The sequence below is a fragment of the Actinoplanes octamycinicus genome, from assembly GCF_014205225.1.
GTDB lineage: Bacteria > Actinomycetota > Actinomycetes > Mycobacteriales > Micromonosporaceae > Actinoplanes > Actinoplanes octamycinicus.
The window spans coordinates 5,892,858-5,907,799 of record NZ_JACHNB010000001.1 but is presented as its reverse complement, the minus strand read 5'-3'; the positions used below and the strand labels follow the sequence as shown (position 1 = coordinate 5,907,799).

General features: G+C 73.9%; 16 protein-coding genes. 8 read left to right on the top strand and 8 right to left on the bottom strand.

Features of this window, described 5'->3' with window-relative positions:
* Positions 1-87 precede the first annotated feature (87 nt).
* The gene (locus BJY16_RS25935; protein WP_203758936.1) at positions 88-1,257 is read right to left on the bottom strand and encodes an acyltransferase family protein; all 1,170 of its coding nucleotides are present in this window, start codon (positions 1,255-1,257) and stop codon (positions 88-90) included.
* A gap of 217 nt (positions 1,258-1,474) precedes the next feature.
* Between BJY16_RS25935 and BJY16_RS25930 the strand changes: the two genes are divergently transcribed.
* Positions 1,475-2,602, top strand: a complete 1,128-nt coding sequence (locus BJY16_RS25930) for a sigma-70 family RNA polymerase sigma factor (protein ID WP_185042172.1) — start codon at positions 1,475-1,477, stop codon at positions 2,600-2,602.
* Positions 2,603-2,653: 51 nt separating this feature from the next.
* On the opposite strand, the gene BJY16_RS25925 is transcribed toward BJY16_RS25930, so the two are convergent.
* Genes BJY16_RS25925 through BJY16_RS25915 form a run of 3 tightly spaced genes read right to left on the bottom strand, consistent with a single transcriptional unit; the run spans position 2,654 to position 5,386 of the window.
* On the bottom strand, positions 2,654-3,742 hold the full coding sequence (locus BJY16_RS25925; RefSeq protein WP_185042171.1) for a carboxylate-amine ligase: 1,089 nt from the start codon (positions 3,740-3,742) through the stop codon (positions 2,654-2,656).
* 5 nt (positions 3,743-3,747) lie between these two features.
* Positions 3,748-4,176 carry a zinc-binding metallopeptidase family protein gene (locus tag BJY16_RS25920; protein ID WP_185042170.1) on the bottom strand — a complete coding sequence of 143 codons (429 nt, stop codon included), beginning with the start codon at positions 4,174-4,176 and terminating at the stop codon, positions 3,748-3,750.
* Between the two features lie 55 nt (positions 4,177-4,231).
* Positions 4,232-5,386, bottom strand: coding sequence for a serine/threonine-protein kinase (locus tag BJY16_RS25915; protein ID WP_185042169.1), 1,155 nt, complete (start codon positions 5,384-5,386; stop codon positions 4,232-4,234).
* 423 nt (positions 5,387-5,809) lie between these two features.
* On the opposite strand from BJY16_RS25915, the gene BJY16_RS25910 reads away from it, so the two are divergent.
* The 4 genes from BJY16_RS25910 (at position 5,810) to BJY16_RS25895 (ending at position 8,608) form a co-directional block, all read left to right on the top strand.
* Positions 5,810-6,640 carry an alpha/beta fold hydrolase gene (locus BJY16_RS25910; RefSeq protein ID WP_185042168.1) on the top strand — a complete coding sequence of 277 codons (831 nt, stop codon included), beginning with the start codon at positions 5,810-5,812 and terminating at the stop codon, positions 6,638-6,640.
* Positions 6,633-7,193 carry a TetR/AcrR family transcriptional regulator gene (locus BJY16_RS25905; protein WP_185042167.1) on the top strand — a complete coding sequence of 187 codons (561 nt, stop codon included), beginning with the start codon at positions 6,633-6,635 and terminating at the stop codon, positions 7,191-7,193. The genes BJY16_RS25910 and BJY16_RS25905 overlap by 8 nt, the downstream gene beginning before the upstream one ends.
* A 63-nt stretch (positions 7,194-7,256) precedes the next feature.
* Entirely contained in the window at positions 7,257-7,430 is a 174-nt protein-coding gene (locus BJY16_RS25900) for a hypothetical protein (RefSeq protein WP_185042165.1), read from the top strand.
* 47 nt (positions 7,431-7,477) lie between these two features.
* Positions 7,478-8,608, top strand: coding sequence for a sigma-70 family RNA polymerase sigma factor (locus BJY16_RS25895; RefSeq protein WP_185042164.1), 1,131 nt, complete (start codon positions 7,478-7,480; stop codon positions 8,606-8,608).
* Between the two features lie 28 nt (positions 8,609-8,636).
* Here BJY16_RS25895 and BJY16_RS25890 read toward each other — a convergent pair whose 3' ends face one another.
* Complete coding sequence (locus tag BJY16_RS25890) at positions 8,637-9,554, bottom strand: manganese catalase (RefSeq protein WP_185042162.1); 918 nt, start codon at positions 9,552-9,554, stop codon at positions 8,637-8,639.
* A 115-nt stretch (positions 9,555-9,669) separates the two neighbouring features.
* On the opposite strand from BJY16_RS25890, the gene BJY16_RS25885 reads away from it, so the two are divergent.
* Entirely contained in the window at positions 9,670-10,908 is a 1,239-nt protein-coding gene (locus BJY16_RS25885; protein ID WP_185042160.1) for an Nramp family divalent metal transporter, read from the top strand.
* Between the two features lie 36 nt (positions 10,909-10,944).
* Here the strand turns inward: BJY16_RS25885 and BJY16_RS25880 are convergent, their stop codons facing one another.
* The gene (locus BJY16_RS25880; RefSeq protein WP_185042159.1) at positions 10,945-11,586 is read right to left on the bottom strand and encodes a response regulator; all 642 of its coding nucleotides are present in this window, start codon (positions 11,584-11,586) and stop codon (positions 10,945-10,947) included.
* A gap of 30 nt (positions 11,587-11,616) precedes the next feature.
* Between BJY16_RS25880 and BJY16_RS25875 the strand changes: the two genes are divergently transcribed.
* A complete protein-coding gene (locus tag BJY16_RS25875; RefSeq protein WP_239177058.1) occupies positions 11,617-12,264 on the top strand; it encodes a sensor histidine kinase in 648 nt (215 codons plus the stop codon).
* 6 nt (positions 12,265-12,270) lie between these two features.
* Here BJY16_RS25875 and BJY16_RS25870 read toward each other — a convergent pair whose 3' ends face one another.
* Positions 12,271-12,645 carry a VOC family protein gene (locus tag BJY16_RS25870; protein WP_185042158.1) on the bottom strand — a complete coding sequence of 125 codons (375 nt, stop codon included), beginning with the start codon at positions 12,643-12,645 and terminating at the stop codon, positions 12,271-12,273.
* 148 nt (positions 12,646-12,793) lie between these two features.
* Here BJY16_RS25870 and BJY16_RS25865 point away from each other — a divergent pair, with 148 nt between their 5' ends.
* Entirely contained in the window at positions 12,794-13,750 is a 957-nt protein-coding gene (locus BJY16_RS25865; RefSeq protein WP_185042157.1) for a TauD/TfdA dioxygenase family protein, read from the top strand.
* Between the two features lie 83 nt (positions 13,751-13,833).
* Here BJY16_RS25865 and BJY16_RS25860 read toward each other — a convergent pair whose 3' ends face one another.
* Positions 13,834-14,898: a DUF4190 domain-containing protein gene (locus BJY16_RS25860; RefSeq protein ID WP_185042155.1), complete on the bottom strand. Its 1,065-nt coding sequence runs from the start codon at positions 14,896-14,898 to the stop codon at positions 13,834-13,836.
* Between the last annotated feature and the right edge of the window lie 44 nt (positions 14,899-14,942).

The following is a 14,942-nucleotide window of genomic DNA, read 5'->3' as shown; positions in this document are numbered from 1 at the left end:
GACCGCCGGCCGTCACCGCGCAGCGGGACCGCCGGCCGTCGCCGCGCAGCGCGACCGCCGGCCGTCGCCGTGCAGCGCGAAGTGCGGTCAGACCTGGCCGAGGACCACCTGGTCGCAACAGCGCCGGCTGCCATCGTGGCGTCCCTCGCGGCACAGCCGGTCGGCAGGGGCCGGCAGCCGGAGCGCGGCGCGCACCTCCGCCCAGGAGCGGAACGGCCACTCGAACGCCTTGGCGAAGAACCACGCGCCGACCAGCGAAAGGCCCCCGGCGAGCAGGGTCGTGGCGGTGAACGCGGCCATCCCGTGACCCAGTCGCGGCGCCACCAGCTTCTGGTCGATCGCGACCACGATCGGCAGGTGGATCAGGTAGAGGCTGTAGGAGAACGAGCCGAGCCGCCGCAACGGCGCCGAGTCGAGCAGCCGGGTCAGCGCGGCGGGCCGGCCGCTCGCGACCGCCAGCAGCAGCAGGGTCATCGCCGGGACGACGGCCAGATCGACCCAGTAGTAGTGCTTGACCATCCAGCGCGAGCCCTGGTGCAGGATGAGGGCGCCGGCCGGGACCGCGGCCAGCAGCGCCAGCCCGGCCCACGGCAGGCGGCGGAGCCGGTCACCGGCCGCGACCACGCCGGCCGCCAGGACCCCGGCCGCGAAGGCCGGCACGAGGTGCGGGGCCAGCCCGTTGTCGCCCTGCGGCGGCGAGCCGTCGAAGACCACGAGGCCGACCACGACCACCGGCACGGTGACGGCGGCCAGCATCGCCGCCGGGCCGAGCCGGCGGCACAGGATCAAGAGAATGGGGAGTACGCCGTACAGCAGCGCCTCCACGCCGATCGACCAGAACGCGCCGTTCGGGGTGGGCACCGTGACCAGGTCCTGCAGCAGCAGCGTGTAGACCAGCACGGACCCGGCGGTCGGCTCCGCGGAGTACGGCTGGCGCACCACGGTCCACGCGACGACCAGGCTGAACGCCAGGGCGGCCCAGTAGGCGGGCAGGATCCGCCAGGCGCGGCGCCGGGCGTACCGGGCCAGCCCGCCGAGCCGCCAGTCGTCGCGGGCGGCCACCAGCGCCAGCGAGAACCCGGACAGCACCAGGAAGAACACCACGGACAGCCGGCCGAACCCGAGCCAGCTCAGCCAGTCCGGCCCGCGATAGCGCGGGAACCCGCGGAACGTGTACGCCCAGCAGTGGAACAACATCACGTAGAGGGCGCAGAGCCCGCGCAGACCGTCCAGACCGGCCACCCGTTTCCGGTTCACCCCCGAGTGAACGCACAGCCGCCCGGAAAGGTTCAACGCGTCCGGCGCGAGTCGCGACGGTAACCACGGGTCAACGGCCGGCCTCACCCGAGTAGGGGTTCCGAGTTGCCGGAATGTGGTCAATCCGGGTGGTGGCGGTGGCCTTCGGGCGGGGAAGCGGACATTCTCGGTGAGGCGGACGAGGACGCGGAGGCCGGGCATGCCGGAGCAGCGCAGCGTGAGGCTCGACAGTGCTGTGGGGCTCGACAGCGCCGGACGCGACGACTTCGACGCGCTCGCCGAGGGGTGGAGCCGGGCCCGGCAGGGCTGTGGGCCGGAGCGGGCGCGGCGGCTGCGGGACGAGATGATCGCGGCGGCGATGCCGCTGGCGGAGCGGGTGGCGCGGCGGTTCCGGAGCCGGGCCGAGTCGCTCGCCGACCTGGAGCAGGTCGCGCGGCTGGGGCTGGTCAAGGCCGTCGACCGGTACGATCCCGCGCTCGGGTCGTTCACCGCCTACGCCGTCAACACCATGCTCGGCGAGCTGAAACGGCACCTGCGGGACCACTCCTGGGGCGTGCACGTGCCGCGCCGGATGCAGGACGCGGTGCGTGAGCTCCACCGGCACGAGGCGGCGCTGACCCGGGAGCTGGGCCGGGCGCCGACCGACGCGCAGCTGGCGCAGCGGGCCGGGGTGGCGCCGGGCGAGCTGGACCGGATCCGGGTGTCCGCGGCCGCCTACCACCCGGTCTCGCTGAACATGCCGATCGGCGAGACCGGCACCCAGCTCGCCGACCTCTTCGGCGAGCTGGACCGGGCCGTGGAGAACGCCGCGGACCGGCTCACCGCCGCCGACCTGATCAGCTGCCTGCCGGGCCGGGAGCGGCACATCGTGTCGGCGATCTTCTTCGCCGGCCGGGTGCAGACCCAGGTCGCCGCCGAGCTGGGCATCTCGCAGATGCAGGTGTCCCGCGCCCTGGCCCGGGCGCTGGCCTGGCTGCGCGAGGGGCTGCTGACCGATCAGGTGCCGCGCTGGCCGGTCACCGCCGGCGCGCCGTTCGACGTGCGGGCCACGCTGCGGCCGGGGCGCGCGCTGGAGATCACGGTGGTCGGCGAGGTCGACCGGGACAACGCCGGGCTGTTGCGGGCGACCCTGCTCGACCTGATCCGCCGTCAGCCGCCCGGGCAGCGGGTGGTGCTCCGGCTGCGCCGGGTCCCGCTGCTCGACGCCGCCGGGGTGCGCGTGCTGCTCGCCGTCTACCAGGCCGCCTGCGCGCGCGGTGTGCTGGTCACCGCGACCGGCGTGAATCCGCTGGTCCGCCGGCTGGCCACCAGCGCCGGCCTGGGCCCGATGATGCAGCCGGGCTGAGACCTGTTCCGGGGTCCGCGCCGCACACTCGGCCGGATCCCGGCACAGGCGCTAGTGCTCGGCGAGCGTGTTGAGCAGCTCGGGCAGGCTCGCGGCCCGTTGGAAGAGGCGCCGTTGCCGGGCCGCCCCGGTCCCCTGCCGGCGCAGCCGGGCCAGCCCGGCGGTGACCCGCACCAGGTCGCCGTGCCGGCGCAGCGCCGGCGTCACCGTGGTGACCAGCTCGTCGACCAGGTCCCAGGCCGGCCGGGCGGCGCCGGTCCGCGGGTCGATCAGGGTGCCGCCGAGCCCGTCGTGCGCGGCGTGCCAGTGCGCCGCGGTGAGCAGGCAGTCCCGGATCGGCGGCTCCGGCGCGTCGTGGCGCAGCTGGTCGATCGCGGTCGCCACCAGGGCCCGGACCAGTCCGGCGAGCAGCACCGCGTCGGCCACGGTGGGGCAGGCGTCGGCCACCCGCACCTCGACCGTCGGATAGCGGGCCGACGGCCGGGCGTACCAGTAGACCATCGCCGCGTCCAGGATCACTCCGGAGACGATCAGAGCGTCGACGGTACGGTCGTAGTCCTCGGCCGACTCGAAGTACGGGGTCGGCCCGAGGCTCGGCCAGCGTTCCAGCTGGGTGCACCGCCAGCTGGCGTAACCGGTGTCCGTCCCGGCGTAGAACGGCGAGTTCGCGGTCAGCGCCTGCAGCGTGGGCAGCCAGACCCGGAGCTGGTTGCAGACCCGCACGGCCAGCTCCCGGTCGGCGACCCCGACGTGCACGTGGCAGCCGCAGACCGCCGCGTCCAGCGCGATCGGCCCGTAGCGCTCGACGATCGCCCGGTACCGCGGTTCGTCGGCGACGGCCGGCTGCGGCTCGGCGACCGGGGTGGCGCCGACCGCGACCAGGTGCGCGCCGGCCCGCTCGGCGGCCGTGGTGGCGGCGTGCCGCAGCCCGGTCAGCGCGTCGCGCACCTCGTCCAGGCCGGCGCAGACCGGGGTGACCAGCTCGACCATGCTGCGCCGGAACTCCAGGCTGCTCTGCCGGCGGGCGGCCGGCGGCAGCGCGCCCAGCACCTGCTCGGCCACCGGCAGGTTCTCCCCGGTGACCGGGTCGAGCAGGAGGAACTCCTCCTCGACCCCGACCGTGGGGGCCTGCGCGAGCATGGCGGTCACCCCCGCCCGGCGTCGGCCAGCTGGGCGCTGACCATGCCGCGCAGGCTGGTGCAGACGGCCGGGTGGTCGGTGTGCCAGGTCATCGTGTCGGAGAAGACCACCAGGTCGGCGCCGAGCCGGTCACGGTGCTCGTCGAGCAGGTCGACCGCCGGCGCCTCGCGGCCGGTCGCGGCCAGGTGCGCGCGGATCCCCCGGACGTGGCTGAGCACCTGGCCCTTGGCGTCCGAGGCGCCCGGCGCCGCCCACACCTCGACCGACGGGAAGCCGGTCGCCCGCAGCGCGGCGGCCAGCCAGTTCGCCGAGCGCAGCAGGTCGGGCTCGCGCTCGGGCGGGCCGGCCACCGAGGGGATGCCGACCCGGTCGGCCGGCTGGCGGACCAGGTCGTCGGCGTGCCGGGCCAGGTATTCGTGGATGTCGTCCCCCATGACGATCGGCTACCCGGATCCGGGCGGTCAACACGGATCGGTTTCCGCCGGATGATCAGCGTTGCCGCTGGCCCCGCGCCTTCGGGCAGCCGGCCCGAGGGTTACCGGCCGGCCGGCCCCGGCCCGGGAAATCGCACTGCTCGGCGACCGGGGCGGGCCGGGCGGCGGCCGGCGCCGGGCGGCTCGGCGTCCTCGACGGCCGGGTCGTGGGCGGCGACGACGACGGGGCCGTGGGCGGGGGCGCGAAGGACGGCAGCGGCAGCGGGCTGCTCATCTCCGGAGCCTCCGGTGGCAGCAGCGCGACCAGCCCGCCGATGCCGATCGTGACCACGACGGCGAGACCGGCGAGCCGGAACCACGGCTGCGCCCGGCCGGCGACGGCGACCGGCGCCACGGTCAGGCTCTCCAGGGCGGCGCGCACCTCGCGAGGCCCGGCCGGCCGGTCCGCCGGGTACTTCGCCAGCAGCGCGCCGAGCAGCCGGTCCAGGTCGGCGGGCAGGTCCGGGCGGTGCCGGGAGGCGGGCTCCAGGCTGTTCTCCACGTGCTTCCAGGCGATCTCCATGGCGGTGTCGCCGACGAACGGCGGCTGGCCGGTGACCATGGCGTAGAGCACGCAGCCCAGGCCGTACAGGTCGGTGCGGGCGTCGATCGGGCTGCCGGTGACCTGCTCCGGCGCCATGTAGGTGCTGGTGCCGATCATCTGCGCGATCCCGGTCAGCTCGGCCTGCGCGGCCCCGGCCCGGCGGGCCAGCCCGAAATCGCAGACCTTCACCAGCCCGGCGTCGGTGATCAGGATGTTGGCCGGTTTCAGGTCCCGGTGCACCACCCCGGCCGCGGCCGCCGCCTCCAGCGCCGCGCACACCTGGATCGCCACCCGGACCGCCTCGCCGATCGGCAGCCGCCCGTGCAGCTCCAGCAGGTCGGCCAGGCTGTCCCCGTCGACCAGCTCCATGACCAGGAACGGCACGCCGTCGTGGGCGCCGACGTCGTGCACCGGCACGATGTTCGGGTGGGACAGCCCGGCCACGGTCCGCGCCTCCCGGTCGAACCGCGCCGGCAACGACGAGTCGGCGTCCTCCACCCGCCGCATCACCTTGACCGCGACCGCCCGCCCGAGCCGCCGATCGACCCCCTCCCACACCTCCGCCATGCCACCCCGGCCCAGCAATGAATGCAGCTCATATCGGTCACCGAGCACCCGCCGCGCCATCGCGCCACCCTGCCACAGCCTGGACCCGGCCTGCACCAACGCGGTCCCGGACGGGTGACCACAAAAATCCGTCTCGCCTTCGGCATCGCCCTCCACGCCCCGCTTCCGGACCGCGGCCGCACCGGGTCAGACCAGTTTCCGGTACGACCTGAGCCGCCCCGGGATCTCGCTGCGCACGACTGCCCCGATCGACCGAGCGCTCCGCGGACAGCGAGGCGTGAACCGGGCATCGCCCGCCGCTGGATGCCCGCCGGGCGCGCCATGGCCTGGGCCGTCGCGTGGGGACGGTCGGGCGGGGCGGTCGTACCGGAAAGCGGCGGCCGCGGGCCGGAGCGGGCCGTGAGTGGGCGGACAGGCGGTGGGGTTGACGGGTAAAGCTAATGGCATTAGCTTATAGCTAACGACATTAGCCAAGGAGTGAAGATGACCGAGATGCTCGCCGTCGACGGTGGCACGATCGCCTACCAGGTCAGTGGCAGCGGGCCGCTGGTGGTGCTGGCGCCCGGGATGGGCAACGGGCGGTCGGCCTACCGGTTCGTCGTGCCGCGGCTGGTGGCGGCCGGTTACCGGGTGGCGGTGACGGACCTCCGCGGGGCCGGGGAGTCGAGCGCGCAGTGGCCGTCCTACACCCGCACCGACATCGCCGGTGACCTGATCGCGCTGATCCGGCACCTCGGCGGCCCGGCCGTGCTGGTCGGGCACTCGATCTCCGGTGGGGCGGCGACGATCGCGGCGGCCCGGGCGCCCGAGCTGGTCAGCGCGGTGGTGGAGCTGGCGCCGTTCACCCGCGCGCAGTCGGTCTCGCTGGGCGACCTGCGGGTGAAGCGGTTCCGGAGCGGGATGACGCGGCTGCTGACCGGCATCCTGGGCAGCGTGAAGTGGTGGCACAGGTATCTCGACGTGGCGTTCCCGGGGCGCAAGCCGGCCGACTGGGACGCGCAGCTGCACGACATCGCCGTCATGCTCGGCGAGCCCGGCCGGATGAAGGCGTTGCAGGGCATGGGCAAGTCGACGCCCGCCGACGCCGGGGCCGAGCTGGGCAAGGTGCGGCAGCCCGCGCTGATCATCGAGGGTTCGCTGGACCCGGACTGGGCCGATCCGCGCGCCGAGGGCGAGGCGATCGTGGCGGCGATGCCGGCCGGGGTCGGCCGGGTCGAGGTGATCGAGGGCGCCGGGCACTACCCGCACACCCAGTTCCCGGAGGAGACGGTGGCGCTGCTCCTGCCGTTCCTCAAGGCGCACGCCGATGCCTAGGGCGGGGCTGGACCCGGTGGCCGTGGTCACCGCCGCCGCCGACCTGGCCGACGAGATCGGGCTGGCCAACGTGACGATGGGGCTGCTCGCCGAGCGGCTCGGGATCCGGGCGCCGTCGCTCTACAAGCACATCAGCAGCCAGGCCGACCTGACCCGGCGGATCGCCGTGCTGGCCCTGACCGAGCTCGGCGACGCGCTGCGCGACGCGCTGCAGGGCCGGGCCGGGCGGGACGCGCTGGCGGCGGCCGCCCGGACCATCCGGCGTTACGTCGTCGAGCACCCGGGGCGGTACGCCACCACGATCCGCTTCGACGCCGACTCGCCGGACGATCCGGTGGTGGCGGCCGGCGACCGGGTGCTGGACTCGCTGCGGGCGGTGCTCAGCGGCTACCCGCTGGACCCGGCCGACACCGTGCACGCGATGCGGATGCTGCGCAGCCTGTTCCACGGTTTCGCGGTGATCGAGTCGGCCGGCGGCTTCCAGCTGGACACCGACGTCGACGAGAGCTTCGCGTGGATGATCGGCTTCCTGGATCGCGGGCTGTCCGCCTGACCGTTGTCCCCGGCGGGCCACCCGCGGCCCCGAGGGACCGGCACGGGCGGGCAGTCCACCCCCATGAGCCTTGATTCCGCCGCCCGCATGTTCTTCGTCCTGCTGTGGCTCACCGCGTTGCTGCTGCTCGCCGAGCCGGGCGCCGCCAGCGGCCGGGCGGCTCTCGGGGTGACGCTGGTCTGGGCCGCTCCCCTGCTGCGTGATCGGATCCGCGGCCGCCGCACGGCTCGCCCCTGATCGATACCCGCTGTTTGCCGCGTCCGGTTCAGGGCATTCGCGTGCTCATGGCGAAGCAGCGGGCGGAGACGACGGACCCGGTCCGGGAGGACTTCGACGCGATCGCCGAGGAGTACGCCCGGCAGCACCGGGGATCGGACCACCGGCGCGCCGCCCGGCTGCGCGACGACATGATCCGCACCGCTCTGCCGCTGGCCGAGCGCCTGGCCCGGCGGTACCGCGGTGGCGCCGAGCCGCTCGCCGATCTGGAGCAGGTGGCCCGGCTGGGGCTGGTCAAGGCCGTCGACCGGTACAACCCGGAGCGCGGCTCGTTCACCGCGTACGCGGTCAACACGATCCTCGGCGAGCTGAAACGGCACCTGCGCGACCACGCCTGGGGCCTGCACGTGCCGCGCCGGATGCAGGAGCTGGTGCTGCTGGTCACGCAGACCGACGCCGAGCTGACCCGCCGGTGGGGACGCCGGCCGGCCGACGCCGAGATCGCGGCCGCGGCCGGGATGGCGGTCGAGCAGGTCGACCGGGTCCGGACCGCGTCGGCCGCCTTCCGGCCGATCTCCTTCAGCAGGCCGATCGGCGAGGGCGAGGTGCAGCTCAGTGACGTGATCGGTGAGCCGGACGGCGAGTTGGAGAGCGCCGCCGACCGGCTCACCGTGGCCACCCTGCTCGCCCGGCTGCCGGAGCGCGAGCGGCGCGTCGTGCTGACCACCTTCTACGGCGGCCGGACCCAGGCGCAGATCGCCGCCGAGCTGGGCGTCTCGCAGATGCAGGTGTCGCGGATCCTGTCCCGGGTGCTGTGCTGGATGCGCGAGGGCCTGCTGACCGACCAGGTGCCGCGCTGGCCGGTCGGGGCCGACGAGCTGGAGGAGCCGTTCCGGGTGACCGCGGCACTGCACCCGGGCGGCGAGCTGGAGATCACCGTGGCCGGCGAGGTGGACCGGGACAACGCGGACCGGCTGAGCACCCGGCTGCTGGAGCTGATCCGCCGGCAGCCGGCCGGCAACCGGGTCACCGTGCGGCTGGACGAGGTGCCGCTGCTCGACGCCGCCGGGGTGCGGGTGCTGCTGGCGGTCTACGAGGCCGGCCGGGTCCGTGGCGTCACGGTCACCGCGGCCGGGATGAGTTCGTTCGTCCGCCGGATCGCCACGATCGCCGGCCTGGGCCCGATGCTCGAAGGATGATCCGGGCATCGGGCCCTCGGCGGGCGACCTACTCGAAGACGCCCTTGACCTTGTTGACCACGTTCGCCACTCCCTGGGCGTGCGCGCCCGCCCCGGTTCCCGGTTTGCCCTTGCCCATCGACCCGTCGTAGGTGACGAACAGTTTCGGGTCCGGCGCCGGTCCGAGCGGCCGGTCGTCGGTCAGCGGCTGCGCGTCCGGCACATAGATGATCTCGTCCTTGCCGTTGAGCGCCGGCCCGCGCGCCCACCGGCCCTCGCCCGCCGTGCTTTCCGGGTCGAAGCTGTAGAACGTGTGGTTGGCCTCGGGGTGCTCGTGCTCGGCGTTGGAGTCCTCGATGCCGTTCTCGGTGAAGCCGTCCTCGATCAGCTGCTCGATGCCGAGCAGCCACTGCTGCTGGTGGTAGGTGTCCCGGGCCAGGTTGAACTGCAGCATGTCCTTGACCCCGCGGTCGTCGGTCATGTTATAGATCCGGCTGGTCTGCAGCCGGCTCTGCGCCTCCGCCGCCACGTTGGACCGGAAGTCGGCGAGCAGGTTGCCGCTCGCCACGATGTACCCGGCGTTCCACGGGACGCCCTGGCTGTTGGTCGGCATCGGGCCGCCGCCGGTGACGATCGCGTGCTGCGGATTCTGCCCGCCGAGCACCGCGGCCAGCAGCGGGTTCGCGGCCGCCGCCTTCTCGGTGGCCTCGGCCGGGGCGCCCTCCAGCAGGCGAGCCAGCATGGTGGTGAGCATCTCGACGTGGCCGATCTCCTCGGTCGCGATGTCCATGATCATGTCTTTGTACTTGCCCGGCACCCGGCACGACCAGCCCTGCCACAGGTACTGCATCATCACCGTCATCTCACCGAACTGGCCACCGACCAGCTCCTGCAGCTTGGCGGCGAAGAACGCGTCCGGCTTCTCCGGCTTGGCCTGGAACTGCAGGTAGTCGACGTGCTTGAACATGACGTCGTGCTCCTCTCAAGGGGACTGCGTACCTGAACCGGACTACCCGGGGCGGCGACCCGATGGGGTCATCCCGGGCCCGGGCGGGCCGCGCCGGGCGGGGAATCGGCCGGGCATGGTGGTTCTCGATCTGACCGTTCCGCTGGCCCGGGCGCGACGGGCGGCGCCGTGGTTCGGCCCGGCCTTCGTCGCCGCGATCGCCTACGCCGATCCGGGAAACTTCGCGACCAACTTCACCGGCGGCGCCAGTTACGGCTACCTGCTGGTCTGGGTGATCGTGGCGGCCAATCTGGTGGCCATGCTGATCCAGTCGCTGTCCGCGAAGCTCGGCCTGGTCACCGGCCGCAACCTCGCGCAGCTGTGCCGGGAACGGCTGCCCCGGCCGGTCACCTGGGGCCTGTGGGCACAGGCCGAGCTGGTCGCGATGGCCACCGACCTCGCCGAGATCATCGGCGGCGCGCTGGCCCTGCGCCTGCTCTTCGGTGTCCCGCTGCCGGTCGGTGGTCTGATCACCTGCGTCGTGGCGTTCGCTCTGCTGGAGCTGCACCGGCGTGGGGTGCGCCGGTTCGAGGCGGCGATCGGCGCGCTGCTCGGGGTGATCCTGCTCGGCTTCCTCTACACCAGCCTGCGCGCCGGCGCCGATCCCGGCGCACTGGCCGGCGGGCTGGTCCCGTCGTTCGCCGGGTCGGAGAGCCTGCTGCTGGCCACCGGCATTCTCGGCGCCACCGTGATGCCGCACGTGATCTATCTGCACTCGGCGCTGACCACGTCCCGGGCCGGCGCGGCCGCCGAGCCGGGCCGGCTCCGGCCGGCGCTGCGCTGCCAGCGCACCGACACGCTGCTGGCGCTCGGCGCGGCCGGGCTGGTCAACCTGGCGATGCTGGTGATCGCCGCCCAGCTGTTCGCCGGCTCGGCGGGTGGTGACACCGGCACGCTGGAGGGCATCCACACCGGCCTCGCCACGGTGCTGGACGGTCACGCCGCGCTGGCGTTCGCGATCGCGCTGCTCGCCTCCGGTCTCGCGTCGTCCAGTGTGGGGACCTACGCCGGGCAGGTGGTGATGCAGGGTTTCCTCGGCCGCGGCATCCCGCTGGTGGCGCGCCGCCTGGTCACCATGGCCCCGGCGATGGTCGTCCTGCTGCTCGGCGCCGACCCGACCGAGGCCCTGGTCTGGTCGCAGGTGATGCTCTCGTTCGGCGTGCCGTTCGCGCTGGTGCCCCTGATCTGGCTGACCACTCGCCGGGACCTGCTCGGCGCCCATGTCAACCGGCGGGTCACCACGACGGCCGCCTCCGCGGCGGCCGTGCTGATCATCGCGTTGGACGTCTTCCTGATCGTCAGGACAGCCGGTTGAGCCGGGGGAAACCGGGCATCCGGACCGCATGGCGACCTACAGCAGACCCGCCTGCCCGGCCACCGCGGCGGCCTCGGCACGGCTGGCCACGTGCAGCTTGCGCAGCAGGCCCGCGGTCAGCCGCTTGACCGTCCGCTCCGACACGTGCAGGGTGGCGGCCATCTCCACGGTCGACGAACCGCCGGCGATCAGCCGGAGCAGCTCACGGTCCGGTTCGGACAGGGTCGCGGCCGGGTGCGCGGCGGTCCGGCGGGTCTGCTCGGTCAGGACGGCGAGCAGCTGGTCGGGCAGCACCGCCCAGCCGTCGACCGCGGCCAGCAGGGGCTGCAGCAGGTCCGCCGGGTCGCTGCTCTTGGGCAGGAAGCCGGTGGCGCCGCCGCGCAGCGCCTCGATCGCGATCGCCGGGTCGTCGTCGCCGGACATCGCGAGCACCCGGGCGCGGGGCGCGGCCCGGCGTACCGCGCCGATCGCCCGGACCCCGCCCGGCGCCGGCATGTGCAGGTCGACGAGCACCAGGTCGGGCACCGCGTGGCGGGCGACGCTGGCCGCGTACGCGGCGTCGCCGGTACTCGCCACCACGGCGGCCCGGCCGTCGCTGACCTCGGGCAGCAACAGTTCCAGGCCTCGTACGAAAAGGTGGTGGTCGTCGATGACAACCACCCGGATCCCGGTGCGCATGCCGGCCGGTTGCCCCGATCCGGGGCCGGCATGCGCCTGAGTCTTCGACGCCGGCCGATCGAACCCGGGCTGGTCCTGACCCGCAGCCTGTGTCACGAGCTGCGCCCGCCGATGGCGACGCTGCGCGGCCTGCTGCGGGCGCTGGAGTCCACGCCGCCCGGTCCGCGCCGCGAGCAACTGCTCAGCCTGGCCACCGAGCACGTCGTCTACGCCGAGGCGGTCCTCGGGGACGCCGCGGAGGCGGCGCTGGGCCTGACCGACGGCCAGGCCGCGCCGGTGCCGCTGCACGACATCTTGCCCGCGGTGTGGGTCACCGCCCCGCCCGGGGCGCTCGCGGTGACCGCCAGCCGAGCCGCCCTGCGCTGGCCGGTGCACCCGCATCACACCAAGCAGATCCTGATCAACCTGGTCGGCAACGCGGTCCGGCACGCGCCCGGTCCGATCCGGCTGCGCGCCGTGGTACGGGCTCGGCAGCTGCGGCTGGCCGTCACCGATCAGGGTCGGATGACCACCGGGCTGCGCACCGCCCTGCGCCGCCGGACCGCGCCGGCCGACGAGCACGGTCTCGGGTTGTGGGTGGTCCGGCAGCGGCTCGCCGACCTGGGCGGTACGGTCCGGGCCCGGCAGCTGGCACCGACCGGCCTGCGGGTGGAGGCGTCGCTGCCCCGGCACGGCTGACCGGGGTCAGTCCGCACCGGGGCCGGTGGACAGCTCGAAGACCTTGCCGTCCGGGAGCCGGAAGTGCTGCCAGCGGTAGCCGTCGCTGCCGGACTGCTGCGGGCCGAGCAGCTCGATCCCGGCCGCGCGCAGCGTCGCGGTGGCCTCGTCGATGTCGTCGACGAGCAGGCCGGCCACCACCTTCTCGGCGGCGAACTGCTCGGGCGGGTCGTCCGCGTCCGGCCCGAACACCTCGAGAAGGTCCCCGTCCGCCATCCGGAAGACCGCAAAATCGGGTTTCTCGTACGCCACGTCCAGCCCGGCGACGTCCGCGAAGAAGTCCCGTGTCTCCTGATAGGAGTCGGTCTTCACGCCGAGCCAGGAGATCCGTCGAATCCGCATCCCCGCATCGTCACCCTTGAACCCGGCTTGAGGTCAACCGGACCCGTTACGGACTCATGACAGCTCGTTACGGCTCCCAATATCCTAGTTGACATATAGGAGATGCGGATATTTGATCGGAGGCACGCCCGACGAGAGGAACCCGCTCATGTCCAGCATCAAGATCGATCGCGTGGCCGGCCGGATCGGCGCCGAGATCTCCGGGGTCGACCTGTCCGCGCCGCTCGGCACCGACGACGTCGCCGCGATCCGCGACGCCCTGCACATCCACAAGGTCGTCTTCTTCCGCGGCCAGCACCTCGACCACGCCCAGCAGATCGCCTTCGCCCGCCAGTTCGGCGACCTCACCCACGCCCACCCGCACGAGGACGCCGCCCCGGCGGAGGCCCCGGAGATCCTCACCATCGACCCGCGCCGCTACGAGGAGCAGTACGGGATCGACCGCAAACAGCAGAGCCGCCGGCAGTACAGCTACTACGCGGGCTGGCACACCGACGTCACCGCCGCGGTGAACCCGCCGGCCGCGTCGATCCTGCGCGCCGAGGTGGTCCCCAGCTTCGGCGGCGACACCACCTGGAGCAACCTGGTCGCCGCCTACGAGGGGCTGTCCGAGCCGCTGCGCCGGTTCGTCGACGGACTGCGCGCCGAGCACCGCTTCCTGGCCGGCGTGGACGCCAGCGACCTGGGCGGCTACCAGGACCGGATCAGCAAGAACCTGCTGGTCGCGGTGCACCCGGTGGTGCGCGTGCACCCGGAGACCGGGGAGCGCGCGCTGTTCGTGAACCCGGGCTTCACCACCAAGATCCTGGATCTGTCCGCGGCCGAGAGCCGGCAGATCCTCGACCTGCTGTTCGCACAGATCGCCCGCCCGGCGTACACCGTGCGGTTCCGCTGGCAGCCGGGCGACATCGCCTTCTGGGACAACCGGGCCACCGCCCACCTGGCCCCGGAGGACCTCGACCACCTGGACGTGCAGCGCACCCTGCACCGGGTCACCCTGATCGGGGACCGGCCGGTCGGCCCGGACGGCTTCGTCTCCGAGCTGATCGCCGGCACCGAGTTCCGCGCCCAGCGCGAGCCGGTCGCGGCGGGATCGGGCGCCTGACCCGGCCGGCCGCAGGCAGGCGACGGCCGAGATCGCAAGACGCTTGACGGTACGGCCGCGGCGCCCTGCCCCGGGCACCGTTCCTACCGGTGGGGCAGCGGCTCGCCCCGCGTGGTGGACAGGCCCAGCGCGCGGCGTACCGCGAGCAGGTGGTCGGCGCCGCTGCGCTGCTGCGCTCGCCGGACCTTGTCGCGCAGGTCCCGGTCACTGGTCGCGGCGGCGGCCTCCTGCCAGAGCGGCTGCGCGGCGTCGACGTCGGCAATCCACTGGATGATGGCCGGTTGCGCCTCGGCCGGCCACGCGCCCGCCCGCAGTTTGAGCCACATGGTCGACCACGCCTCGGCGGTCTGCTTCGTCGCGCTGCGCAGCTCGGCCGCGGGTCCGCCGGCGAGCAGTGCCTCGACCTTCGCCGTCGACTCGGCGCAGTCCCGGATCGCCAGCAGGAAGGTCAGCTGGTCCCGGTTCACGATCGAGGCGTCCTCGCGGAGCGGGCGGCTCACCGGCGCGCCGTCCGTCGCGAGGAAGCAGGTGATGCCGTAGCTACCTCGCGCCCATTCCGCGGCCCGCGGGATGTACCAGCGCGGGCGGACGCCGGCCGGCAGGGACACCGGGTCCAGGACGTAGTTGCGGCTGATCGTGGCGCAGCCGGTCTCGGCGCGCTGGACGAGAGCCGCGACACCCGGGTAGTCGCCGGCCGTCCCCCGGCCCTCGACCGGGCTCGCCCAGCCGACCATCTCGGCCCGGTGCGGCTGGGTGCACGGGAGCGTCGTGATCGGCCCGGGGAACACGTCCTCCGGGCCGGTCGACGGCAGGTCGAAGCACTGTCCGATCTGCAGCGCGACCACGTCCTCGGCGCGGTTCACCACGTACTTGTTGACGCCGACGACGACGGCGAGCACCAGCACCCAGACGCCGCTGAGCACCAGGCCGGCGATCGCCAGGCCCTTGCCCCGCTGCCCGGTCTGCTTGATCTTCACGAGCGCGGCGACGCCGAGCAGCGGGCCCAGCAGCAGGCCGCCGATCAGGCCGAAGACCAGCGAGGCGACCGCGAACCCGCTGAGATCGCTGCGCGGGCCGCGCTCCAGGTCCGGATCCCATTCCGCCGGACGACCGCCTGCCGGGTCCAGCCCGGTGCCGCTGCTGTACATCGCGTTGCTCTCCCCCGCTGCCCTCTGATCGGCGCCCGGGGAGA

Bases quoted from the DNA above. Each gene is read 5' to 3' on its own strand.
- BJY16_RS25925 (WP_185042171.1), bottom strand. From the start codon at position 3,742: ATGCTCGCGCAGGCCCCCACGGTCGGGGTCGAGGAGGAGTTCCTCCTG.
- BJY16_RS25920 (WP_185042170.1), bottom strand. From the start codon at position 4,176: ATGGGGGACGACATCCACGAATACCTGGCCCGGCACGCCGACGACCTG.
- BJY16_RS25915 (WP_185042169.1), bottom strand. From the start codon at position 5,386: ATGGCGCGGCGGGTGCTCGGTGACCGATATGAGCTGCATTCATTGCTG.
- BJY16_RS25910 (WP_185042168.1), top strand. From the start codon at position 5,810: ATGACCGAGATGCTCGCCGTCGACGGTGGCACGATCGCCTACCAGGTC.
- BJY16_RS25905 (WP_185042167.1), top strand. From the start codon at position 6,633: ATGCCTAGGGCGGGGCTGGACCCGGTGGCCGTGGTCACCGCCGCCGCC.
- BJY16_RS25900 (WP_185042165.1), top strand. From the start codon at position 7,257: ATGAGCCTTGATTCCGCCGCCCGCATGTTCTTCGTCCTGCTGTGGCTC.
- BJY16_RS25895 (WP_185042164.1), top strand. From the start codon at position 7,478: ATGGCGAAGCAGCGGGCGGAGACGACGGACCCGGTCCGGGAGGACTTC.
- BJY16_RS25890 (WP_185042162.1), bottom strand. From the start codon at position 9,554: ATGTTCAAGCACGTCGACTACCTGCAGTTCCAGGCCAAGCCGGAGAAG.
- BJY16_RS25885 (WP_185042160.1), top strand. From the start codon at position 9,670: ATGGTGGTTCTCGATCTGACCGTTCCGCTGGCCCGGGCGCGACGGGCG.
- BJY16_RS25880 (WP_185042159.1), bottom strand. From the start codon at position 11,586: ATGCGCACCGGGATCCGGGTGGTTGTCATCGACGACCACCACCTTTTC.
- BJY16_RS25875 (WP_239177058.1), top strand. From the start codon at position 11,617: ATGCGCCTGAGTCTTCGACGCCGGCCGATCGAACCCGGGCTGGTCCTG.
- BJY16_RS25870 (WP_185042158.1), bottom strand. From the start codon at position 12,645: ATGCGGATTCGACGGATCTCCTGGCTCGGCGTGAAGACCGACTCCTAT.
- BJY16_RS25865 (WP_185042157.1), top strand. From the start codon at position 12,794: ATGTCCAGCATCAAGATCGATCGCGTGGCCGGCCGGATCGGCGCCGAG.
- BJY16_RS25860 (WP_185042155.1), bottom strand. From the start codon at position 14,898: ATGTACAGCAGCGGCACCGGGCTGGACCCGGCAGGCGGTCGTCCGGCG.